Annotated in this window: 22 protein-coding genes; 10 read left to right on the top strand and 12 right to left on the bottom strand. The window is 67.9% G+C overall.

Annotated elements, in window-relative coordinates; all coding sequences use genetic code 11:
* The first annotated feature begins 89 nt into the window (after positions 1-89).
* Positions 90-1,535, top strand: a complete 1,446-nt coding sequence (locus N7573_RS20015; protein WP_071229623.1) for a GGDEF domain-containing protein — start codon at positions 90-92, stop codon at positions 1,533-1,535.
* Positions 1,536-1,574: 39 nt separating this feature from the next.
* Here N7573_RS20015 and N7573_RS20010 read toward each other — a convergent pair whose 3' ends face one another.
* Positions 1,575-2,045: a hypothetical protein gene (locus N7573_RS20010; protein WP_049400257.1), complete on the bottom strand. Its 471-nt coding sequence runs from the start codon at positions 2,043-2,045 to the stop codon at positions 1,575-1,577.
* Between the two features lie 5 nt (positions 2,046-2,050).
* The gene (locus N7573_RS20005; RefSeq protein WP_032129880.1) at positions 2,051-2,497 is read right to left on the bottom strand and encodes a universal stress protein; all 447 of its coding nucleotides are present in this window, start codon (positions 2,495-2,497) and stop codon (positions 2,051-2,053) included.
* Positions 2,498-2,638: 141 nt separating this feature from the next.
* On the opposite strand from N7573_RS20005, the gene N7573_RS20000 reads away from it, so the two are divergent.
* The 4 genes from N7573_RS20000 to N7573_RS19985 all read left to right on the top strand — a co-directional run bounded on the left by N7573_RS20000 (position 2,639) and on the right by N7573_RS19985 (position 7,774).
* Positions 2,639-3,556, top strand: coding sequence for a LysR family transcriptional regulator (locus N7573_RS20000; RefSeq protein WP_032129879.1), 918 nt, complete (start codon positions 2,639-2,641; stop codon positions 3,554-3,556).
* A gap of 175 nt (positions 3,557-3,731) precedes the next feature.
* A complete protein-coding gene (locus tag N7573_RS19995) occupies positions 3,732-5,261 on the top strand; it encodes an MFS transporter (RefSeq protein WP_049462474.1) in 1,530 nt (509 codons plus the stop codon).
* Between the two features lie 21 nt (positions 5,262-5,282).
* Complete coding sequence (locus tag N7573_RS19990; RefSeq protein ID WP_012481236.1) at positions 5,283-6,365, top strand: HlyD family secretion protein; 1,083 nt, start codon at positions 5,283-5,285, stop codon at positions 6,363-6,365.
* Complete coding sequence (locus N7573_RS19985) at positions 6,362-7,774, top strand: efflux transporter outer membrane subunit (protein ID WP_049462471.1); 1,413 nt, start codon at positions 6,362-6,364, stop codon at positions 7,772-7,774. The genes N7573_RS19990 and N7573_RS19985 overlap by 4 nt, the downstream gene beginning before the upstream one ends.
* 144 nt (positions 7,775-7,918) lie before the next feature.
* Here the strand turns inward: N7573_RS19985 and N7573_RS19980 are convergent, their stop codons facing one another.
* From N7573_RS19980 to N7573_RS19955, 6 genes are all read right to left on the bottom strand, one after another.
* Positions 7,919-8,482, bottom strand: a complete 564-nt coding sequence (locus tag N7573_RS19980; RefSeq protein WP_081352368.1) for a DUF3916 domain-containing protein — start codon at positions 8,480-8,482, stop codon at positions 7,919-7,921.
* A gap of 245 nt (positions 8,483-8,727) precedes the next feature.
* On the bottom strand, positions 8,728-9,066 hold the full coding sequence (locus N7573_RS19975) for a hypothetical protein (RefSeq protein WP_005410998.1): 339 nt from the start codon (positions 9,064-9,066) through the stop codon (positions 8,728-8,730).
* A gap of 77 nt (positions 9,067-9,143) precedes the next feature.
* Positions 9,144-10,085, bottom strand: coding sequence for a DegV family protein (locus tag N7573_RS19970; protein WP_149908654.1), 942 nt, complete (start codon positions 10,083-10,085; stop codon positions 9,144-9,146).
* Between the two features lie 95 nt (positions 10,086-10,180).
* The gene (locus N7573_RS19965; protein ID WP_032129874.1) at positions 10,181-10,813 is read right to left on the bottom strand and encodes a 2-hydroxychromene-2-carboxylate isomerase; all 633 of its coding nucleotides are present in this window, start codon (positions 10,811-10,813) and stop codon (positions 10,181-10,183) included.
* 20 nt (positions 10,814-10,833) lie between these two features.
* Positions 10,834-12,096: an amidohydrolase family protein gene (locus N7573_RS19960; RefSeq protein ID WP_279943265.1), complete on the bottom strand. Its 1,263-nt coding sequence runs from the start codon at positions 12,094-12,096 to the stop codon at positions 10,834-10,836.
* On the bottom strand, positions 12,096-13,505 hold the full coding sequence (locus tag N7573_RS19955; protein ID WP_032129872.1) for an amidohydrolase: 1,410 nt from the start codon (positions 13,503-13,505) through the stop codon (positions 12,096-12,098). Before N7573_RS19955 ends, N7573_RS19960 begins: the two co-directional genes overlap by 1 nt.
* Before the next feature lie 151 nt (positions 13,506-13,656).
* On the opposite strand from N7573_RS19955, the gene N7573_RS19950 reads away from it, so the two are divergent.
* Both N7573_RS19950 and N7573_RS19945 read left to right on the top strand, forming a co-directional pair.
* Complete coding sequence (locus N7573_RS19950) at positions 13,657-14,433, top strand: AMP nucleosidase (protein WP_005414446.1); 777 nt, start codon at positions 13,657-13,659, stop codon at positions 14,431-14,433.
* Positions 14,434-14,476: 43 nt separating this feature from the next.
* Entirely contained in the window at positions 14,477-15,016 is a 540-nt protein-coding gene (locus N7573_RS19945) for a DUF924 family protein (RefSeq protein ID WP_006384394.1), read from the top strand.
* 77 nt (positions 15,017-15,093) lie between these two features.
* Here N7573_RS19945 and grxD read toward each other — a convergent pair whose 3' ends face one another.
* Positions 15,094-16,020, bottom strand: a complete 927-nt coding sequence (gene grxD / locus N7573_RS19940) for a Grx4 family monothiol glutaredoxin (protein ID WP_032129871.1) — start codon at positions 16,018-16,020, stop codon at positions 15,094-15,096.
* 59 nt (positions 16,021-16,079) lie between these two features.
* Here grxD and N7573_RS19935 point away from each other — a divergent pair, with 59 nt between their 5' ends.
* Entirely contained in the window at positions 16,080-16,859 is a 780-nt protein-coding gene (locus tag N7573_RS19935) for a polysaccharide deacetylase family protein (protein ID WP_279913565.1), read from the top strand.
* A gap of 68 nt (positions 16,860-16,927) precedes the next feature.
* Here the strand turns inward: N7573_RS19935 and N7573_RS19930 are convergent, their stop codons facing one another.
* From N7573_RS19930 to N7573_RS19920, 3 genes are read right to left on the bottom strand one after another with little or no spacing between them, the layout of a single operon-like run.
* Complete coding sequence (locus tag N7573_RS19930) at positions 16,928-17,644, bottom strand: class I SAM-dependent methyltransferase (RefSeq protein WP_049400245.1); 717 nt, start codon at positions 17,642-17,644, stop codon at positions 16,928-16,930.
* 4 nt (positions 17,645-17,648) lie between these two features.
* On the bottom strand, positions 17,649-18,266 hold the full coding sequence (locus tag N7573_RS19925; RefSeq protein WP_279913562.1) for an SGNH/GDSL hydrolase family protein: 618 nt from the start codon (positions 18,264-18,266) through the stop codon (positions 17,649-17,651).
* Between the two features lie 3 nt (positions 18,267-18,269).
* The gene (locus N7573_RS19920) at positions 18,270-19,544 is read right to left on the bottom strand and encodes a pyridoxal phosphate-dependent aminotransferase (protein WP_032129867.1); all 1,275 of its coding nucleotides are present in this window, start codon (positions 19,542-19,544) and stop codon (positions 18,270-18,272) included.
* Between the two features lie 114 nt (positions 19,545-19,658).
* Here N7573_RS19920 and rsgA point away from each other — a divergent pair, with 114 nt between their 5' ends.
* A complete protein-coding gene (rsgA, locus tag N7573_RS19915; RefSeq protein ID WP_279913569.1) occupies positions 19,659-20,768 on the top strand; it encodes a ribosome small subunit-dependent GTPase A in 1,110 nt (369 codons plus the stop codon).
* Positions 20,769-20,995: 227 nt separating this feature from the next.
* On the top strand, positions 20,996-22,249 hold the full coding sequence (locus tag N7573_RS19910) for a flavohemoglobin expression-modulating QEGLA motif protein (protein WP_279913560.1): 1,254 nt from the start codon (positions 20,996-20,998) through the stop codon (positions 22,247-22,249).
* Positions 22,250-22,496: the final 247 nt, after the last annotated feature.

Raw genomic sequence — 22,496 nt, 5'->3', positions numbered from 1 at the left:
CGACGTGTCGTATTGCCGTATTGGATCACGTGGCCGTGGCGCGGGCGGGGCTATCGTGCGCCCATACGGCCTTGCGGATCGGGGGATGCATGCCGGTAGTGCTGGCGCTGCTGTATGTGCTGTGCCACGGCCTGGTCGTGGCCCTGTGGCCTGGCCCCGCCGGGGTCGGCTCCTTCGTTTTCCTGACCGGCGCCCCGTTGCTGGCGGCGGCCGCCTGCCTGTGGCGGGCCCGCCGCGACCGCGCGGCACTGGGGTGGCGCGCCACGGCATTGGCACTGCTGCTGTGGGCCGGCGGCATGGCGTTCAACATGATCGACGCCTTGGGCGCCGGGCGTGCTGATTTCACCCCGCGCGCAAGCCTGTTCCTTTACGTGCTGTATGGCGTGCCCCTGGTGTTCATCCTGGCGCGGGCACGCCGCGAGCGTCTGAGCATCAGCCTGATCGACGCGGCGATGGCGGCGCTGCTGGGTGTGCTGTTCTTCGTGCACACCGCATCGTTCGCCGCCCGTGTCGACATCGACGCCCATGCGATGTCCAACATGCAGCGCATGTTCGACATCCAGAACCTGTGTATCGCCGCGTTCGCCGTGGTGCGATGGCTGGCCGGCGACGTGCCCGAACGGCGCAGGTTCTTCCGCGCACTGGCGCTGTACGCACTGGCCTATCTGCTGGTGGCCTACTACATCAACCACTACACCTCCGATGATGCATTCGGTGCGTTCAACGATCTGCTGATCGACGTACCTTTTCTGCTGATCGCCTGCCTGGCGCTGGACACGAGGCCGGACACAGGCACCACGGCACACCCGCGGCTGGCGAGGACGGTGCAGGCCGCCGGTCCGATCATCCTGCCATTGCTGCTGCTGGTGGTCGGCACGCTGGTGGTCGATCATGCGCGGCCGTTGGCCGTTGCCGGCTTCGTCGTAGCCACCCTTGGCTTCGGCCTGCGCAGCGTCCTGCTGCAGACCGATCTTCTGGAACGCCAGGCAGCACTGGATCAACTGGCGCGGCAGGATGGCCTGACCGGCGTGGCCAACCGCCGCGAGTTCGACGCACGGCTGACGTCCGAGTGGAATCGCGCACGGCGCAGCGGCACCGAGCTGGGCCTGCTGCTGGTGGATATCGACCACTTCAAGGCCTTCAACGACCAGCACGGCCATCCGGCCGGTGATCGTTGCCTGCAGGCGGTGGCCGGGGTGCTGAAGGCCATAGCCGGTCGCGGTGGTGACAGCGTTGCGCGTTATGGCGGTGAAGAGTTCGCCGTCATCGTGCCCGGAAGCCCGTTGTCGGGCGTGCTGGCGCTGGCCGAGCGGCTGCGCGAAGCGGTCGAAGCGCTGCCATTGCCGGAAGGCCCGGTCAGCATCAGCGTCGGCGTGGGTTACCTGCATCCGCCGGCTCTGGCCAGTGCCGATCAGTTGCTGGCAGACGCCGATGCCGGCCTGTATGCCGCCAAGCGGGCTGGCCGCAACCAGGTGATCCTGCATGCGCACGTGCTGGATGACGAGGGCAGCACGCACGGAACGATGGACTGCTGAGCAGCTCTCTGCATGCGATCACACGGGGGGCGCGACGGCTTATCGCTGCCGCAACCAGCCGGTCGGATCGAGCAGCCTCAGCCCGACCGGTGACAACGAGCGCTGGCGCAACGGCAGGTTTGCCGCCTGCACGGCCATCGCACAGCGCGCCAGCTGCTGGCGCAACGGTGCCAGCGTGTCATCTTCGCGCGGGCGTGCATGCCGCCACTGGGCGATGCGCAGCAGGCAGACCAGCAGGTCCAGTTCGCTGGCCGCGATGAACGGTGAACCAGCGGGCAGCAGGTCGATCGGGGCGGTGGGCGTGGCCAGCAGCGGCAGCAGGCCGACGAACGCGTCGCAGCCTTCGGGATCAATACCGAGGCTGCTCAGCTGGGCGAGTCCATCGGCCTGTTGATCAGGATCGTGCAGCTGGCGTATCGCAGCCAGCAGTGCCTGTTCGCCGCGGCCGAACTGGCGGCCGAAGGCGCGGTAGTTGACGCGGGTGGGAAACAACGGGGAACGGGAGGCCATGGTTGCTAGGGTTGTGGGTCGCGGGTTTCCACCAGCACGGGACAGGGCGCGTGGTCGATGGTCCATTGCCCGATCGAGGGTTCGAACAGGCGTTCCAGGCGGGACAGGTGGCGGTGGCCGATGACGATCAGGTCGCACTTCAGGCGCCGGGCCTGCTCGCTGATCACTTCGCCCGGGTCACCCGAGGGAATCTGCGCGATGGCGTCGACGCCGCGCTCGCGCAGCTCGGCCAGGGCTTCGGCCAGCACCGCTTCGGCCCGCGAGCGCTGGCGGGCGGCTTCCGGGTACTCGATGCGGTCGGCTTCGCTGGCATCGGCCGCCAGCGCGAATTCGGGGTCGAGCACGCACAGCAGGTGCAGGCGGCTGTGGGGGCCGGCGATGGCTGCGGCCAGGTCCAGCACGCGTGCGTGCTGGGGGCCACCGTCCAGGGCGACCAGCAGGGTATTGAACATGGATGTCTCCTTGGCAGGCCGGGGATGGTCGCCGATGTCACTGCGCGCACCCATGCCGTGCGCGGCAGTCAATGAATGCGTAAAACGCAATCGACTGTGGTTACAAGTGTCGTAGAGTCATCTGATTTACTGGAGACTGTCATGCCCCTGCCGGACCTGAACCTGTTGCTGGCACTGGACGTGCTGATTGACGAATGCAGCGTGGCCGCCGCCGCGCGGCGGATGAACCTGAGCGCGCCGGCGATGAGCCGTACCCTGGGCCGGATCCGCACCGCGCTGGGCGACCCGGTGCTGGTGCGTGCCGGCCGCGGTCTGGCCCCCACGCCCCGCGCGCTGCAGCTGCGTGAGCAGGTCCGCGATGTGATCGAGCAGGCCCACCGTGTGTTCAACGCCGGTCGCGAGATCGACCTGCGCACCCTGGAGCGCACCTTCAATGTCCGCGCCAATGATGTCTTCATCGGTGGATTCGGCGGACGCCTGCGTGAACTGTTCCGCCAGCAGGCGCCGCGCGCGGTGCTGCGCTTCGTGCCCGAGGGCGATACCGACGACGACGCGATGGCGCAGGGCCGGATCGACCTGTACATCAGCACCGCCGGCAAGCATGCACCCGATACCAAGGTGCAGAACCTGTTCAGTACCTCGTTCATGGGCGCCGCGCGCGAAGATCATCCGTTGTTCGATGAGGAGATCAGCGCCGAGCGTTTTGCTGCCTGCGACCACATCGCGGTGTCGCGGCGGGGGCTGCCGCGTGGCCCGATCGATGACGACCTGGCCACGCTGGGCCTGCAGCGGCGGGTGGCGCTGATCAGCCCGACCTTCCACGGCGCGATCTTCGCTGCCGCCGAGTCGGACCTGATCCTGCCGCAGATGCCGAGCGTGATGCTGGAGCGGATCGTCAGCATGCGCCTGCCGCTGCGCCTGTTCCCGCTGCCGATCCCGGTGCGCACCGCCGCCATCGTCCAGGCCTGGCACCCGCGGCTGGACAACGATGCTGCGCACCAGTGGCTGCGGCGCTCGATCAAGACCATGTGCGAAAGCGCAGGGGAGGCTCCGCGCTAGCGCAGGGGAGGCTCCGCGCTGACACTTTCATGCGTGCGCGTGACGCACGCCTGGGATGCGGGTTGCGCCATTTTTCGCAGGGTACCAGCTCCCTAGACTGCGCTCCCCGGAGTTTCACTGAGCGCATTCCAATGACCCCCAACATGCCGTGCACTGCACGGATCGGTGCCCGGCGATGAGTACGCCGGCCGCCGCTGTCCTGGCCGCTGCTGCGCCCCGTCCTGCCGCCGCCCCCGGGCTCGACCGCCGCGTTCTGGTCGGCCTGTGTGGCGTGCTGCTGGCGGTGCTGGTGTCGGGCTTCAACGAGAACATCACCAAGGTCGCCCTGGCCGACATCCGTGGTGCGATGGGTTTCAGCGTCGATGACGGCAGCTGGATCGTCGCCCTCTACAGCGCGATGTCGGTCAGCGCGATGGCCTTCGCCCCGTGGTGTGCCGCCACCTTCTCGCTGCGCCGCTTCGCGCTGGCGATGATCGGTGGCTTCATGGTGCTGGGCGTGCTCTGCCCGCTTGCGCCGAACCTGCAGGTGTTCCTGCTGCTGCGCGCGCTGCAGGGGCTGTGTGGTGGTGCGCTGCCGCCGCTGCTGATGAGCGTGGCACTGCGCTTCCTGCCGCCCGGCATCAAGCTGTATGGCCTGGCGGGCTACGCGTTGACCGCTACCTTCGGCCCGAGCATGGGCACGCCGCTGGCCGCGTTCTGGGTCGAGCAGGTGGGCTGGCACTGGGCGTTCTGGCAGATCGTGCCGTACTGCCTGGCTGCCATGGCGATGGTCAGCTGGGGCCTGCCGCAGGACCCGCTGCGGCTGGAGCGTTTTGCCCAGTTCGATGGCGTGGGCCTGGCGCTGGGCCTGCCGGCGCTGGTGCTGCTGGTGCTGGGCCTGGTGCAGGGCCCGCGCCTGAACTGGTTCGACTCGCCGATGATCACCCTGATGATCGGTGGCGGCGCCGGCCTGATGGTGCTGTTCATGATCAATGAATGGTTCCACCCGCTGCCGTTCTTCAAGCTGCAGCTGCTGGCCAACCGCAACCTCAGCTACTCGCTGGTGACGCTGGGCGGCGTGCTGTTCGTGCTGCTGGCGGTGATCTCGATTCCCTCCGGATTCCTGGCCAGCGTGCAGGGCTACCGGCCATTGCAGACCGCACCGATGCTGCTGTGGGTGGCGCTGCCACAGGTGATCGCACTGCCGTTGGTGGCGGCGTTGTTGAACATCCGCGCAGTGGATTGCCGCTGGGTGCAGGCCACCGGCCTGGCGATGCTGGCGCTGGCCTGCTGGCTGGGCTCGCACTTGGATGTGGCCTGGATCCGCGACAACTTCCTGTGGGTACAGCTGCTGCAGGTATTCGCCCAGCCGATGGCGGTGTTGCCGCTGCTGATGCTGGCCACTGGCGGGCTGGCACCGCAGGACGGTCCGTTCGCTTCGGCGTGGTTCAACACGGTCAAGGGCTTTGCTGCCGTGCTCGCCAGCGGCGTGCTGGATGCCGTCGCCCAGGGCCGCCGTCATTTCCATTCCACCGTGCTGGTCGACCGCCTTGGCGAGCAGCCGTGGCTGGCCGAGGGCCCGCAGCTGGGCGCGCGCCTGCATGCACAGGTGCAGGCGCTGACCTCGGCCGACCTGTACTGGGTGGTCGCGCTGGTGGCGCTGGCCTTCATTCCCCTCATTGCCTGGATGCCCACCCGCATCCATCCGCCACGTGCCGTGGCCTGAACCTTTCGCAGGAACCCCCTCATGACGATCAATCGAACCACCCTCAACACCGGCCTGGGCCTGGGCGTGCTGGCCCTGGCCGTCGGCGCGTGGCTGCTGCTGCGCGATGGCGGCCACCAGACCACCAACAATGCGTACGTGGTGGCCGACTACACCCTGGTAGCGCCGAAGATTCCCGGCTTCGTCAGTGCTGTGGAAGTCGAGGACAACCAGTCGGTGAAGGCCGGTGATGTGCTGGCCCGCATCGACGACCGCGACTACCAGGTCGCCCTGCAGGCGGCCCGTGCCGACCTCGCCAATGCCCGTGCACAGCTGGCCAATGCGCAGGCCGCACTGGCCCAGCAGGACTCGTTGATCGCGCAGGCCAGGGCCAGTGTCGATGTCAGCCGTTCCGAGCTGACCCTGGCCAGTGCCGACCAGCAGCGTTACCGCGAACTGGCCCGTGACGGCGCCGGTACCGTGCAGAACGCGCAGCAGGCGCAGTCGAAGCAGGCCGTGGCCAGTGCGCATCTGCAGCAGGGCCAGGCCGCGCTGTCGACCGCACGCCAGCGCACCGACATCCTCAGCGCGGGCGTGCAGGCTGCACAGGCGGCGGTGCAGCGTGCGGAAGCGGCGCAGGCGCGCGCCGAACTGGATCTGTCGCACACCGTGCTGCGCGCACCGATCGATGGCATGGTCGGTCGCCGCGCGGTGCGCGTGGGTGCCTACCTGACGCCGGGTACGCCGGTGGCCGCGGTGGTGCCGCTGAAGCGCGCCTTCGTGGTCGCCAACTTCCAGGAAACGCAGATGACCCGCATGCAGGCCGGCCAGCAGGTCGAACTGAAGGTGGACGTATTCCCGGGCAAGCCGCTGCGCGGGCACATCGACAGCATTGCACCAGCCACCGGCGTCACCTTTGCTGCAGTCGCACCAGAGAACGCCACCGGCAACTTCACCAAGGTGGTGCAGCGCATTCCGGTGAAGATCGTGCTGGAGCCGGGCCAGCCGCTGCTGGACCAGCTGCGTGCCGGCATGTCGGTGGAAGCCAGCGTTGACCTGGGCAGCCGCGCGCGCGCGCAGAGCGTGCAGCACAGTCCGGGCCACAAGAGCGGGGAGGGCGCATGAGCGCAGTCACCGTGTTCCGCACCTTCGTTGCGGCCAGCCTGTGCACGGCCTTGGCTGCCTGCACGATGGGGCCGGACTTCGTACGCCCGCAGGCGGAACTGCCCAGCCACTGGCAGGGTGAGGCCGTCGCCGGCAACGCCATCGACCAGGACGCGGCCTGGTGGGCCGGTTTCGACGATCCGCTGCTGGGGCAGCTGGCCAACCAGGTGCTGGCGGCCAACCTGGACCTGCAGCTGGCGGCCAACCGCGTGCAGCAGAGCCGTGCTGCACGCGGCATCACCGCCGCCGATCGCCTGCCCAGCGTCAGCGCGAGCGCCAGTGGCGTGCGTGCACGCAACAGCGAGGTGGGCCTGAATGATCCGTCCGGCAACGGCGGCCGTGATGACTACGGGCTGTTCCAGGCCGGCATCGGGTTGAGCTGGGAGCTGGACCTGTGGGGGCGTGTGCGCCGCCAGGTGGAAGCGGCCGACGCACGCGTGCAGATGGCCGAGGAGGATGCACATGCGGTGCGCATCGCGCTGCTGGCGGAAACCGCGCGTGATTACCTGCAGCTGCGTGCGACGCGGCAGCTGCTGGCGATCACCGAGGACAACCTCAGCATCGCCCACGACATGAAGCGCCTGACCGAGGCACGCCAGCAGCAGGGCGTGGCCAGCACGCTGCAGGTGTCCAGCGCGTCCGCGCAGGTGGCATCGCTGCAGGCCCGCATCGCGCCGCTGCGGCATCGTGAATCGCAGCTGCGCAATGCGCTGGCGTTCCTGCTGGCGCAGCCGCCGCAGGCGCTGGACGCGCAGCTGCAGGATGCACGCCGTGACTGGCCGGCGTTGCCGGCCGTAGCGGTGGGGTTGCCCAGCGAACTGGCCGAGCGTCGCCCGGACATCCGTCGTGCCGAAGCGGCACTGCACGCGGCAACGGCCGGCATCGGCGTGGCCAAGGCCAGTTTCCTGCCGCGCATCACCTTGAATGGCGACGCTGGGTTCCAGGCCAAGCAGCTGGATGATCTGGATGGCTGGAACGCGCACCGCTTCAGCATCGGGCCGTCCATCAGCGTACCGATCTTCCAGGGCGGGCGGCTGAAGGCCAACCTCGCGCTGAGCAGGCTGCAGCAGCAACAGTCGGCGCTGCAGTTCCGCCGTACCGTGCTGCAGGCATGGCACGAAGTGGATGACGCCATGGATGGCTACAGTGCCGAGCAGCAGCGCACGGTGCAGCTGCACGTGGCGGTGGATGAGAGCGAGACGGCACTGGGGGCGGCGCGCCGGCAGTACCAGGCCGGCGTGGTCGACATGCTGGACGTGCTGACCACCCAGCGCATCGCACTGGACAACCAGGCCGCGCTGGCCAACAGCCAGGCCACCGCCGCGATCGCGCGTGTAGAGCTGTACCGCGCGCTGGGTGGAGGCTGGTAGCGATAGGGAAACGCCGGGCCATGCCCGGCGGTTCGTCGGTAGTTGCCAACCTTGGTCGGCAGTTCTTTTGGAGCGCCAACCAAGGGTGGCGTCTACCAGAGCCCGTCGTGCGCCGGGCCACGTGCTGTGGACCCGGTGGACGCATCAACACCGGTCCGCTACCTCGCCGTAAAACCAGTATTCCTGTTCCAGACCGTCATCGTGGTCGGTGGGAGGAATGCTGACCTGCACACCTCGCTCCTCAACGCCTTGGGGTAGGACGAGCTGCCATTCGGCGGAAAGACTGCGCGAGGTGATGGCGGTGACCTGGCCATCCGCTGTCGAGGCGACGTGGCCCTGGAAGTACGCTTCGTCCAGGTAAAGGCAAATCTCGCTGGAGAACATCCCTGGCTGGGCGATGCAGCAGGTTACCCGCACAGTAGCTTGTGAAGCGGGCCGCGACTGGATCAGATTTGCGCAGGCGCTGATGAGCGATTGGGCGCAGGCACGCTGGATTCTCAGGGTGGTGGCCGGGCCTTCGATCAGACCGGCTCGGGTCGGAACCTTGTAGTTCCAGTAGCGAGCTTGACTGCCCAACTCCTCTGGCGAGGGAAACGCACCACTGAAGCAGTCAGCCCAATGCTGCAGGTCGCGTAGTCGGCGTGGGGCATCGCGCAGCTTCTTCTCGCCGCGCGTACCCGGCCGGGTGATGGCATCTCTGTTTCTCATTCCCACAGTGTGCCAGCCACATGCGCGGCGGGTTGGAAAGCGCCAACCGAGGTTGGCATCTACCGGAGCAGCCCTCGGAAGCGCAGGGCCATGTCCGGCGGCGCGTCAGTAGTGGCCAACCTTGGTTGGCAGCCGTTTGTGCAAGCGCCAACCAAGGTTGGCGTCTACCAGAGCATGGTCATCGGCACCGGGTCGATCACGACACGGGCACGGTAGCGCCGAGCCATGCCCGGCGGGCGGGTGCCTCAACGCACGTCGCGCAGTTCCCAGTGGCTGCCGGCCAGCAGGCGCAGGCGCTGCTTGAACACGTCACTGTCGATGCGGGTGGTGGCGACCAGGTTGATGCGCAGGTCCTTCTGCTCGCCGGTCACGGTGGCCTCCGGATCGGTCACGCCCCACTGCGGTTCCACCGCGTCCGGGTCGGGCTGCTTGGCCTTCCAGCGCTCGAACAGCGTGCCGCTGCGCAGGGCATCCTGCAGCTCTTCGGCGAAACCGGCGGCGCCCTGCGAGTGGAAGGACAGGTCAGGGTCATTGCCGCGGGCCTTGGACGGGTCGGGCAGGCTGATGTGGTACTGCGCAGGCATGGAGTTCTCCTTGAAGTGCGGCAAGACTGGCACAACCGCAGTGGAATCGATGTGCAGATTCCGGCCGTGGCCAGCGCTCATTCGAACCGATGCGGCCCATCGGCGAAGCCTACGGTGACCGCGCCCTTGCCGACGTTGACCATGCCGGTCAGGCTCATCACCGATTCGTACACGGTCACGCCATGGGTGGCGCAGACCTCTTTCAGTTGTGCGTAGCCGGGCAGGGCACGCAGCTCGTCCAGTTCTCCGCCGTAGCTGACGCACACCGTCGGCGTCATCAGTCCGGCACGTACGCGCTGGCCGACCACCGCGAACAGCTTCTGCACGGCATTGTCGAATCCCTTGATCTTGGCCACCGGCCCGGTCTCGCCGCGGTAGCCATGCAGCACCGGCTTGATGTCCAGCGCGCTGCCCAGTGCGGCGCTGAGCAGGCCGACACTGCGGTCACCCTTGTGCCGTGCGCGCGCACGCATGTAGTACAGGTCACGGGTGACCATGTAGCCGTGCACGTTGCCGGCCAGCTCCTCCAGCCGCTCGCGGATCTGCTGCACGCTGGCGTTGCTCTCGCGCAGGCGCACGGCTTCCACCGCCGTAACCGCCTGCGCGGCGAACAGGTTCTGGGTATCGAGCACGCGCAGCGCGAACGGTGAGTTGTAGCCTGCCGCCTGGCGCACCGGCTTGTAGTCGTTGAGGATGGCGAAGCTGGCCTGCAGCGCGTTGTCGTGGATCGGGCTGCGGGTCTTGGTGATGGTCATGCAGAACACGTGGTCGTAATCGATCACCAGCTGCTGCAGGAACAGGTCGCGGATCTGGTTGACACTGAAGGGAATGGTTTCCGCCTCGGCGCCGTGTTCGGCCACGTGCGCGTGCAGGAAGCTCAGTGTGGCCTGTTCATCGCGATGATCGGCCAGCACCGCTTCGCCGATGCGTACGGTGATCGGCAGCAGCACGATGTTGTGGGTGGCGATGAAGTCCGGCGGCAGGTCGCAGGCCGAGTCGACGACGATTCCGATGCGCATCCGCGGCTCCCCCTCCAGGGCGGTTGTAGGTTCGGAAACGTGAAATCTATCTCAAATCCCAGCCAGGCGCGCGAGGGAAACGCGCCACGCCCTGTTCAGCGACTGCGCTGCACCGCCACCGGCAGGGTGGCCAGGCGCAGCCATTCGGGCTGCCGCAGCAGGTCAGGATCGGCCAGAACGGCAGCCATCAGCGGGTGCGAGTCGTTGCCCCAGAACAGCTCCTCATCGATAGCCAGGGTCGGCACACCGAACACCCCGGCGCTGATCGCGGCCTCGGTGTTACGGCGCAGCTGCTCCTTCACCGCCGGGTCGGCGATGGCGCTGGCGACATCGTCAATACCCAGCTGTGCGGCCGGTTCGCGCAGGGCGTCAGGGCTGTCGGCCGCGTTGCCGTCGCGCCAGATCCAGTCGAACAGGACGTCCACCGCCTGCACGCTGGCACCGGCGGCCAGGCACAGGCGCAGGGCGGGCAGCGGGTTGAACGGATGGCCGGGCGGGAATCGCAGCGGTGTGCCCTCGGCCTGCGCGGTCCACAGCAGCTGGCGGTAGATGAAGCGGCGCTTGGCCGGAATCTCGGCCGGCCCCAGGTTGCCCAGGTGATGCAGCACCGCACCGAAGGCGATCGGCACGGTCTGGATCTGCGCGAACTGCGGCAGCTGCTTCAGCTTCTGCCAGTGCAGGTAGGAGTAGGGCGAGATGAGGTCGAAGTACCAGCGCAGTGTCGCCATCGGTGTGTCCTCGTGTGCGGTCAGGGCTGCGCGTTGCGCTGCAGGTAGCGGTCACGCAGTTCGGTCTGGCGCGAGCGCATCGGCATCGCACGGCCGCCCAGCCAGACCTGCTCGGCATAGTGCGCCACGTCCAGCGGATCGCCCTCCCACAGCACCAGGTCGGCGCGCTTGCCGGGCTCGATGCTGCCGATCTGGTCGGCCACCCCAAACGCCTGTGCAGGCACCCGGGTCAGCCCGGCCAGGCCATCGGCCCACGGCAGGCCGCTGGCCACCGCGTTGCCGGCCAGCTGGCGCATCTTGCGCGCGTTGTGGGTGGCGTCGCCGCGCTGCACGAAGGAAACCGCCACGCCGGCACGCTGCAGGCGCGCAGCGTTTTCCAGGGTGGCGCCGATCTGGTCGAAGCTGGCCGGCAGGTTGGCCAGCACGTCAACGAACACCGGCACCTGTGCGGCGGCCAGCTCCGGCGCGACCTGCCAGGCTTCGCTGGCACCGGCGATGGCGATCTTCACCTTTTCGCGGGTGGCCCAGCGCAGCAGCTGGCGGATATCGGAGGCGCGATCCACCTCCACCACGATGCGGCCCTGGCCGGCCAGGTAGCGACTGAGCGTGCGGCGTCCGGCTGGCGTCAGCAGCGCGTGCGGCGAGTCCGCAGCCACCTGTCCGCGTGCTTCGTCGATCATCTGCTGCAACAGCATCCATTGCGCGGCGCGCGAATGCCCGGTCAGTTCGGAGGCTGCCGCGCCGATGCGCAGGAACAGCGCACGCGGGCCGATCGGATCGGCGCTGCCATCGAGCCGCATCACGCCGCCCTGGCCGGCCACGAAACCACCGCCGGTGGCAGCGCCCAGCACAGTGAAGCCGATGCCTTCCAGGCGCGTGACCGGAATCAGCACTGAGGCCGGGTTGTAGGCGAGGGTGACGTCGAATTCCGGCCGCAGTGGCTGCTCACCGAGCTTCAGAGAACTGTCCACCGTGCTCGATTCACCGGAAACTTCTTCGATGCCAGTCTCGGTGATGCCACCGAACAGTGCCGGTGTCAGGGGACGGCCATTGGCCTCGACCACGCTGGCGCCGGCCGGCGCCGACAGGCCGTTGCCCACCGCGCGGATGATGCCGCCCTGCACCAGCACATCGGCGTTCTGCAGGCTGCCACGCGTGCTGGCCGTATGCACGGTCGCGTTGCGCACCAGCAGGTCCTGCGCCGAGGCTGCGGTTGTCATCAACAACAGCGCAACCAAGGTAGCGCCGGGCCATGCCCGGCGACGCTTGCTCAACACGCCCATCAGCGCACCTCCTGGCCAAGCTGGAAATCGGAACGCGGCGTCGCTGCCGGTGCACTGCGGTCGTACAACCTGCGGCCATCAATGAAGACCTGCTCGGCCAGCGCGTACGAGCTGAAGGGATTGCCGTTCCAGACCACCACATCGGCCATCTTGCCGGCCTCCAGGGTGCCGGTCTGGCCTTCAATGCCCAGTGCCTTGGCGGCGTTGGCGGTCATCCAGGTGATGGCATGTTCGGGCGTGATCTCCGGCATGCGCGCGCGGCGCGCGGACGCCATCACCTTGGCCGCTTCCTGGTTCAGGCGCTGGATGCCTTCGGGTGAGTCGGAGTGGACGATGGCGCAGCTGTTCTTCGGCCGGTCGACCAGCGCGATGTTCTCCGGGATACCGTCGAAGGCCTCCATCTTGAAGCCCCACCAGTCGGCCCACAGCGCACCGCAGACGCCGTCGGCGGCCAGCCGGTCGGCCAGCTTGTAGGCCTCCACGCCGTGGTGGAAGGCGGCTACCTTGAAGCCGAATTCCTTGGCCAGATCGAGCATGGTGGCCATCTCGTCGGCGCGGTAGCAGTGGATGTGCACGCGGATGTCGCCTTCGATCGCACCGGCCAGCGTGTCCAGCTTGAGATCGCGCTTGCCGCCGGCATCACCGGCGCTGTCGCCCTTGTCGCTGCCGAACCAACCCTTGCGCTTGGCCGGCTTCGGCTTGTTCTTGGCGATGTAGTCGGCGGCATCGATGAAGGCGGCGCGGTAGCCGGCCACGTTGCCCATGCGCGTGGCGGGGGCAACGCCCTTGCCTTCGCCATAGACGCGCTTGGGGTTCTCGCCGCAGGCCATCTTCAGGCCCCAGGGCGCACCGGGGAACTTCATCGCCTGGTAGGTCACCGCGGGTACGTTCTTGAGGGTCACGCCGCGGCCACCCACCAGGTTGGCCGAGCCCGGCAGCACCTGCATGCTGGTCACACCGCCGGCCAGTGCGGTGGCGAAGCCCGGGTCCTGCGGCCACACCGAGTGCTCGGCCCAGACGTTGGCGGTGACCGGTGCGGTCATCTCGTTGCCGTCGCTGTGCGCGCCGACGCCGGGGCTGGGGTACACGCCCAGGTGCGAGTGCACGTCGATCAGGCCAGGGGTGACCCACTTGCCCTGCGCATCGATGCGGGTGACACCGGCATCGGCCTGCAGCTGGCGGCCAACGGCGACGATGCGGCCCTCGCGCAGCAGCACGTCGGCATTGTCCAGGCGCTGGCCGGTGCCGGTCAGCACGGTGGCGTTCTGGATCAGCACCGGCGCATCGGGATGCGCCTGGTAGGTGCTGGGGTAGGGATCGGCGACGAAGCGCGAGGCGCCCACCGCCGGAGCCGTGCTCAATGAAAGCAGTGCCAGGGCTACCCCGGCGCGCAACAACGTCGATGCCATGCAGTTCCCCTTGCAGCTGGTCCAACCGTCGACGCTAGCCCGGAGGCGGCGGGCTTGCCAAGTGACCTTCTTCACAGGCCTGCCGGCGGTGGCTCGACGGCACCGGCCGGGTGGCTGAAAATACCCGGTCCCCCGCCGTACCGGACTGCCCATGAAGAGCAAGCAGGAAATCGTCGACAACTGGCTGCCGCGCTATACCGGCGTACCGCTGGACCAGTTCGGCCAGCACATTCTGCTGACCAACTTCGGCGGCTACCTGCATACGTTCTCCGAGCTGACCGGCGCGCCGGTCATCGGCCTGGACCGGCCGATGGCCAGTGCCACCATCGATGGCATCACCATGATCAACTTCGGCATGGGCAGTCCCAATGCCGCGATCATCATGGACCTGCTGTCGGCGGTGATGCCCAAGGCGGTGCTGTTCCTGGGCAAGTGCGGTGGTCTCAAGCGCAAGAACCAGCTGGGCGACCTGGTGCTGCCGATCGCGGCGATCCGTGGCGAGGGTACCTCGGGTGACTACCTGCCGCCGGAAGTACCGGCGCTGCCGGCCTTCGCGCTTCAGCGTGCGGTTTCGACCATGATCCGCGACCTCGGCCACGATTACTGGACCGGCACCGTCTACACCACCAACCGCCGGGTCTGGGAGCACGACGAGGCCTTCAAGGAGCGGCTGCGGGCGATGCGCTGCATGGCCATCGACATGGAAACGGCCACGGTGTTCGCCGCCGGCTTCGCCAACCACATCCCCAGCGGCGCGCTGCTGCTGGTTTCGGACCAGCCGATGATCCCGGACGGGGTCAAGACCGAGGCCTCCGATGCCAAGGTCAGCTCCCAGTTCGTGGAAAACCATATCCAGATCGGCATCGAGGCGCTTAAGCTTATCCGGCGCAACGGCAAGTCGGTCCGCCACCTGCGCTTCGACGAATGATGATGAAGGCCGGGCGCGGGGCGTCCGGGCCTGGGAGTAGGTAATGGACGTTGCCGCGCAAGTGGTGGAATTCTGGAAGGAGGCGGGCCCTGCGAAGTGGTTCGCCCGCGACGACGCGTTCGACGCGCAGTTCCGCCAGTTGTTTCTGGATGAGCATTTCGCCGCCGCTTCGCGCGGGCGCGAGCATTGGCTGGGCAGTGCCGAAGGGGCGCTGGCCCTGATGCTGCTGCTGGACCAGTTCCCGCGCAACTGCTTCCGGGGCACTGCCCATTCCTACGCCACCGATGGCCTGGCCCGGCATTACGCCATGCGTGCCATCGAGGAAGGCCTGGACCTGCAGCTGGTGCCGAAGCTGCGCGCCTTCATCTACCTGCCGTTCGAGCACTCCGAGGATCCGCTGGACCAGGACCGCTCGGTGGCGATGTTCGACGTGCTGGGTGACAAGGAATACCTGCAGTACGCCGAACTGCACCGCGACATCATCCGCCGTTTCGGGCGCTTCCCGCATCGCAACGCCGTGCTGGGCCGCATCCCCACGCCGGAAGAACTGGATTACCTGGCCGAAGGCGGGTTCGCCGGCTAAGAAAAAGGGGACGGAGGGGATTAAGTCGTTTATGGCAAAAACGACTTAATCCCCTCCGTCCCCTTTTTCAGTGCCGATCAGTACTTCGGCACGCCGTTGTCCACGTCTTCCGACCAGGCGTTGATGCCGCCGGTGACGTTGAACACCTTGGTGAAGCCGAGGGCGCGGAACTGCTCGGCGGCCTGCGCGCTGCGGCCACCGTGGTGGCACATGAAGGCCAGCGCGGTGTCCTTCGGCAGGGCTTCCAGCGCGGCGCGGCCGTTGCCGTCGAAGCTCTTGAACGGCACGCCCACGGCGGCGATTTCACGCTCGTCGGCCGGGCGCACGTCCACCAGGGTGATGTTGCCGGCACGCACCAGGTCGTCGGCATCGCGCACGCTGATTTCCTGCACCGGCTTGGGCGCATTCGGGTTGTCGATCGCCAGGCCCTTGCCGCGGATGTCGTCCACCCAGTCGATGGTGATGCCGTTGGCGCGACGCGCGCTGGCCAGGTCGAACTGCACGCGCAGGCCGTTGGACTCGGCGGCAATCGCGCCTTCGTCGTGCGGGGCCAGCTGGAAGTTCGGCTGGAAACCGGCGTCGATGGACAGCTGCAGGGCAGCGCCCGGAGCATCGGCCAGCGCGCCCTTGAGCATTTCCACGGCGGCAGGAGTGACGGTGATGCTCGGCGGGGTACGGTCCGGCGCAGCCAGGCCCAGCACGCTGCTCAGCTCGCCGCTGGCGGCCATCTGCAGCACGATGTCGCTGCCGCCGACCAGTTCGCCGTCGATGTACAGCTGCGGGATGGTCGGCCAGTCGCCGTAGGCCTTGATGCCTTCACGGATTTCCTGGTCGGCCAGCACGTTGACGTGGGCGAACTCGACGCCGAGGTCCTGCAGGGCGCCCACGGCCTTGGCCGAGAAACCGCACTGCGGCATCGACGGCTGGCCCTTCATGAACAGCACGACGCGGTTGGCGTTGAGGATGGATTCGATGCGCGAACGCAGGGCGGGATCGAGGGACATGGACGTCGGGTTTCCGGGAATTCGAATCATCAATTCTAACCCCCATGGCATCATGGGGGATGAGCAACGCAGGAACATTGCATCGCATCCCGGCCCGCCCCTGGCGCTGGCTGCCCTGGCTGGTGGCGTCGCAGCTGGTCGTGATCCTGGTCTGGGCCCTGGACGGCTGGCAGTGGGGTCTGCCGCTGATGGTGGCCAGCCACGCATTGTTCATGGTGCCGGTGTTCCTGCCCAACAGCCGCTTCTATGCGCCGGTGCTGAGCCGACTGCCGGAGGCCGGCAACACGGTATGGCTGACCATCGATGACGGCCCCGGTCCGGAAACCCGCGCCGTGCTCGACCTGCTGGACCGCCACCAGGCACGTGCGACCTTCTTCCTGGTGGGGGAACGTGCGCTGGCACAGCCGGAACTGGTGACCGAGATCCTGCGCCGTGGCCACGACCTGGGCAATCACAGCCACAGCCATCCGCAGGCACGCTTCTGGCGGCTGGGCCCGGCGGCGATGCGCGCCGAGATCGAGGGCTGCCAGCATGCCCTGCAGGCGGTAAGCGGCCAGCCGGTGCGCTGGTACCGCTCGGTGGTGGGCATGACCAATCCGTTCGTGGCGCCGGTGCTGCAGCGGTTGGGGCTGGTCCGGGTAGGGTGGAGCGCGCGCGGCTACGACGGCGTCGGCTGCACGCCGGACGGCGTGCTGGCACGGCTGCTGCCAGACCTGCGCCCGGGCGCGATCGTGCTGCTGCACGAAGGTGCCGCCCATGGGCACAACCTGGTGATCATCGAGCGCGTGTTGCAGGCGCTGGACGAGCGCGGGCTGAAGGCGCAGCTGCCGGCCGGATAACCGGTAGCGCCGGGCCACGCCCGGCGAGCGCAGCGGCATGGATGGAATCCGCCGAGCATGGCCCGGCGCTACCGGATGCGGTGCGCCACCAGCAGCCAGCTGTTAAAGGGGGTACGCCCGTGCAGCGGCCGGGGCGACGTCACCTGCAATCCGGCCTCGATCAATGTCGCCTGCAGCACCTGCGGATCGGGATAGTGGCGCGGTCGTGTGCCCATCCAGCCGATCAGCCAGGCCAGCCGGTCGGCCACCCGTGTGGTGCGGTCGCGGCCATCGCCGGTGGCCAGCGGTGTACGCAGCAACAGGCAGCCGCCGTGGGCCACCTGTGCGCTGGCCGCGCGCAGCAGGGCCTGCTGTGGGCCCGCGTCCAGATACTGAAGCACGTCCAGCAGCAGGACGTGCCCGGCCTGCGCCGGCAGCGGCGCCTGCACATCCACGCAGTCGAAGCGCACGTCCTGCAGGTCGGCGGCAGCACGTTGCGCGCGGGTGATCTTGCCGGCATCCACGTCCACGCCCAGGTAATGCTGGGTACCGCCGCGCTGGCGCAGCACATGGGCGAACAGGCCCAGCCCGCAGCCCAGGTCCAGCACCGGCTGCCCATCGTCAGGCAGATGCTGCAGCACGCCGTCGTACAGCGGATCGCTGCCGAGCTTGCCGCGGGTGTAGTAGTAGTCGCGGCGGCTGCCCCAGGCCTGCGCTGGCCGGAATGCTTCTGCGATCAAGCGGGCCTGCGGGGCGGTCAGGGGCGTGCAGGGCAGGGGCGGGCCGTTCCGTGGCGTGCCGTCCATCGCCTCAGTCCGTGCCGCCAAGCAGGTGCGCGGCCACCGGCAGGGCGCGCGCGCTCCACAGCGCGTACATCCGCGCCGAAGGGTGCAGGCCGTCTTCGGCAATCATCGCCGGGTCGTCACCGTGGTCACGGCTGATATCGGTGATGTCGACGAAGGCCACGCCCTGCTGGGTGCTGATCACCTCGGCAGCCGCGTTGAACTCGTCGGTCTCGATCTCGATGGCGGCCAGGTCGCGGCCACTGCCGGCGCCGAACGGAGTTGCGCCCCAGTCGGGGAAGGACAGCACCAATACACGCTCGGGGTGACCACCGGCAAAGCCAATCGCACGTTGCAGCAGCGCCTGGAACTGGACGCGGTATTCGTCGAGCGGACGCCCGCGGTACTGGTTGTTGACGCCGATCAGCAGGCTGACGAAATCGAACGGCCCCTGCGGCGCGGCCGCATCGATGCCCGCATCGAGTTCGTCGGTGGTCCAGCCGGTGGTCGCAATGGTCTGCGGATCGTACAGCTCAGTGCCCTGTGCACGCAGCGCGGCAGCCAGCTGGTGCGGCCAGCGGCCTTCGACTGCAACCGCTTCACCGATGGTGTACGAATCGCCCAGCGCCAGGTAGGACAGGGTCACAGGTCAGGCCACCGAACGGCGCGGCTTCAGTGGCACGACCTTGGTCGCGTCCTCGGCACGGCGGGCCAGGGCACGGTCAATGCGCGCGAATACATCGCGCATCACCGAGGCTTCCGGCATCAGGGTCACGCGGAAATGGTGGCGGTAGGGCACGTTGAAGCTCGAGCCCGGCACCACCAGCACGCCCTCGTTGTTCATCAGGTCCAGCGCGAAGTTGTGGTCGTCGAAGCCCTTCGCCGCAGCGCCGACCACGGCCGGGAACGCGTACAGCGCACCGGCCGGCGCGACCAGCGACAGGTGTTCGCTGGCTTCGCAGGCTTCGATCACCGCACGGCGGGTTTCGTACAGGCGGCCGCCCGGCGTGCACAGCTCGGAAATGGTGTCCGGGCCGTTCACCGCGGCCTCGATGGCGTACTGGCCCGGCACGTTGGCGCACAGGCGCAGCGCACCGAGCAGGTCCAGCGCCGCGCGGAAGTCACCCAGGCGGGCATCATCGCCGCTGAGGTGGGCCCAGCCCACGCGCCAGCCGCAGGCGCGGTGCACCTTGCTCAGGCCGCTGAAGGTCAGGCACGGATGATCACCGGCCAGCGGCGCGACCGGCTGGAACACCGCGTCGTCGTACAGGATCTGGTCGTAGATCTCATCAACCAGCAACAGCAGGTTGTGGCGGCGCGCGATCTCCACCACGCGCTCCAGCAGTTCGCGTGGGTAGCTGGCGCCGCTGGGGTTGTTCGGGTTGATCAGCACGATGGCGCGGGTGCGCGAGGACACCAGCGTCTCGATCTCGCTCGGGTCCGGCTGGAAGCCGTTCTCCGGTGCGCAGCGGTAGTACACCGGGCGGCCATCGTTGAGGATGGTCGAGGCCGACCACAGCGGGTAGTCGGGCGAGGGCACCAGCACTTCGTCGCCGGGATTGAGCAGCGCACGCAGCGACAGGTCGATCAGTTCGCTGACGCCATTGCCGAGGAAGACGCGGTCCGGGTGCGCATCGGGCGCGCCACGGCGGGCGTAGTAGCTGGCGATGGCTTCACGCGCGACCGGCAGGCCCTGCTGGTGCGTGTAGGGGTCGGTGCGGCCCATGTCGTCGGCGATCGCACGCTGAAGGTGCTCCGGCGCGCGGAAACCGAAGGCGCCGGGATTGCCGATGTTGAGCTTGATCAGCTTGCGGCCCTGCGCCTCCAGCTCCCGGGCTCGCCGCGCCAGTTCTCCGCGGATTTCGTAGCGCACTTCGGAAAGGCGCTCGCGGATGGCCAGGGGCTTGGGCGAGTTGGTGGACATGGGAGCAGGGCCGTCAAAAGGCATGGGGCTTCCATCCTACCGGAATTGCTGCAATGCATGGCAAGGGCTCCGGGCCCGTCATTGCTGGGCTGGCAGGGCGCCGGCACAGGTAGAATGGCGGCGATGACCCAGACCCCCGATTTCATCGCCCTGCAGACCATTGGCTGGCCCTGGCCGGGCCCGGCGCAGCAGGCCGACTGGCAGGCCGCGATGGCCGCACATCCGCAGGCCCGCCCGGCACGGGTGATCGAACAGCACCGCACCCACTACGTGGTGGCCGATGGCCCGGATGCGTCGATCAAGGCCGAGTCCCTGCCGGAATGGCAGCGCCCGCGCTTCCCCAGCCATGAACGGCCAGCGGTGGGTGACTGGGTGCTGCTCGATGGCATCCGCATCGTCGCCCTGCTGCCACGGCGTACCGCGATCAAGCGCGGTGCGGCCGGCGAGCATTACCACCAGCAGGTGATCGCCGCCAACATCGATACGGTGTTCATCGTCTGTGGCCTGGATGCCGACTTCAATCCGCGCCGCATCGAACGCTACCTGCTGCTGGTCGGTGGTGGCGGTGCAGAACCGGTGGTGGTGCTGACCAAGGCCGACCAGACCGAGTACAGCGAAGACGCACTGGCGGTGCTGGAAGAGCTGGAGATGCAGGGCATCGCGCTGCATGCGATCAACGGCCTGGATGCCGACAGCGTGGCGGTGCTGCAGCCGTGGCTGGGCCCGGGCCGCACGGTGGTGCTGGTCGGTTCCTCCGGTGCCGGCAAGTCCACGCTGACCAACACCCTGCTGGGCGAGCAGCGGATGAAGACCAACGCGGTGCGCGCCAACGATTCGCGCGGACGCCACACCACCACGCACCGCGCGCTGATGCCGCTGCCGACCGGCGCCTGCCTGATCGACACCCCGGGCATGCGCGAGCTGAAGCCGACCGGCGAAGAAACGCTGTCCGAAGGTGGCTTCGCCGACATCGAAGCGCTGGCCGCACAGTGCCGTTTCAACGACTGCAAGCACCAGCAGGAACCGGGCTGTGCCGTGCGTGCAGCGATCGAGGCCGGCGAGATTGAAGAGAGCCGGCTGCTGAACTACTTCAAGCTGAAGGAAGAAGTGGCCGCCGCTGCCGCCAAGCTGGCAGTACGCCAGGCTGAGACCGCGCAGGAACGCGGCGGCAAGAAGAGCAAGGGCCAGCAGTTCCGCCCGGCCGGCAAGCCGCGCAGGCGTTGATCGGTATCGCGGGGTCGGATCCCATTGAACCGCAATGGGCTCTGACCCCTGCAATGAACCTGCGTCTGCCTGCTTCGGGTGGATGCCAACTGCCCGCTCCTGGTAGGTGCCAACCTTGGTTGGCACGGATGTATCCGAAGCCCGCCTTCGGCGGATGCCAACCAAGGTTGGCAGCTACCCGATCCATTGCACCTACCAACGTGCGGGCAGGGCGCTATAGTCCGCGCATGGAACCGACTGCGACGCTGGACCGTGACGTGGCCCACCATGCAGCGCTCGATGCGCGCCTGGTCGAGGCCGTGGGAGGCATCCGCCTGCTGGGCCTGACCAGCTGGCCAGCCACGGTGCAGGCACCGTTCCTGGACAGCGTGGCGCGTGGCCAGCCGGTACTGCCGAAGGTGGATTACCCGAAGCTGGACTTCAGCGAAGAACGCCGCGCGCTGACCGCGATCGCCGCCGACTGTGACGACAGCCACCCGCTGGGCCACTACGTGCGGCAGTCGGCACAGAGCTGGGACCTGGCCGCACAGCTGCTGGAAGGGCTGGGTACCGCTGCAGTCGATACCTGTTCGGTGCAGCTGTTCGGCGCCCCCGAGCAGCCGCTGCCGGGCAATGGCCCCAGTACGCGTGAGGCTGCACGCCACTTCATCCAGATCGCCGCCGAACTGGACCACGAACTGCTGGCGCCGGAAGAACAGGTGCCGGTCTCGGCCATCGCGCTGCAACTGCAACTGCAGAACGATCTGGACGCGTTCTTCGAATCGCGCATCATCCAGGTACAGCTCGACCCGGAGCTGGTGTCCAAGGCCGCCGCCGGCCCGACCCGCATCCGCCTGCGCACCAGTGCACGCTTCAGCGCCTACGACCGCGCGCAGCTGTTCCACCATGAAGCGCTGGTGCATTCGCTGACCGCCCTGAACGGCCGCGAGCAGCCGGTGCTGCCGAGCCTGGCACTGTCCTCGCCGCGGGTGACGGCAACCCAGGAAGGGCTGGCCACCTTCGCCGAGCAGATCACCGGCAGCATCGACATCGAGCGCCTCAAGCGCATCAGCCTGCGCACCGAAGCGATTGCGATGGCCCGCGAAGGTGCTGATTTCATCGAAGTGTTCCGCTACTTCTGCGATGCCGGGCAGAACGCTGAAGAGAGTTTCGCTTCGGCGCAGCGCGTGTTCCGCGGCGTGCCGCCCAGTGGCGGCCTGGCCTTCACCAAGGACACGGTGTACCTGCGCGGCCTGGTGTCGGTGCACACCTTCTTCCGCCACATGCTGGCCGAGGATCGCCTGCAGGTCTGCCGTTGGTTGTTCGCGGGCAAGATGAGCCTGACCGATGCGATCGCGTTCGCGCCGTTGTTCGATGCGGGGGTGCTGAAGCCGCCGCGCTGGCTGCCGCACTGGATGAGCCGGGCGAACGGCCTGGCCGGCATGCTGGCGTTCTCGCTGTTCGCCAACCGGATAAGGATGGACCAGCTGGCGCCGGAATGAAATGCGTTGGCGGCCCCGCCTCCTCCAGACAGTTTTCTGCGGGCGCGGTAGCAGGTCCACCAGAGGGATTGCGCTTGAAAAGCAAAGAGCCGGGCAATGCCCGGCTCTTTGCTTTTGCTTTTCATTGCCTCCGCGCCGGCGCAGGAAATTGTCGAGCGCGGTGGGACGGGCCGAGGCAGGACCGTGAGGCGCATGGATGCGCCGACCGAGCCTACAGGGACGTACTTGCGGCGTGTCCTTATCTGAT

Origin of the sequence: Stenotrophomonas sp. GD04054 (assembly GCF_029836955.1) — a bacterium.
In the GTDB taxonomy this organism is placed as follows: domain Bacteria; phylum Pseudomonadota; class Gammaproteobacteria; order Xanthomonadales; family Xanthomonadaceae; genus Stenotrophomonas; species Stenotrophomonas maltophilia_A.
The sequence above is the reverse complement of the archived record's forward strand: the minus strand, read 5'-3'. Positions and strand labels throughout refer to the sequence as shown.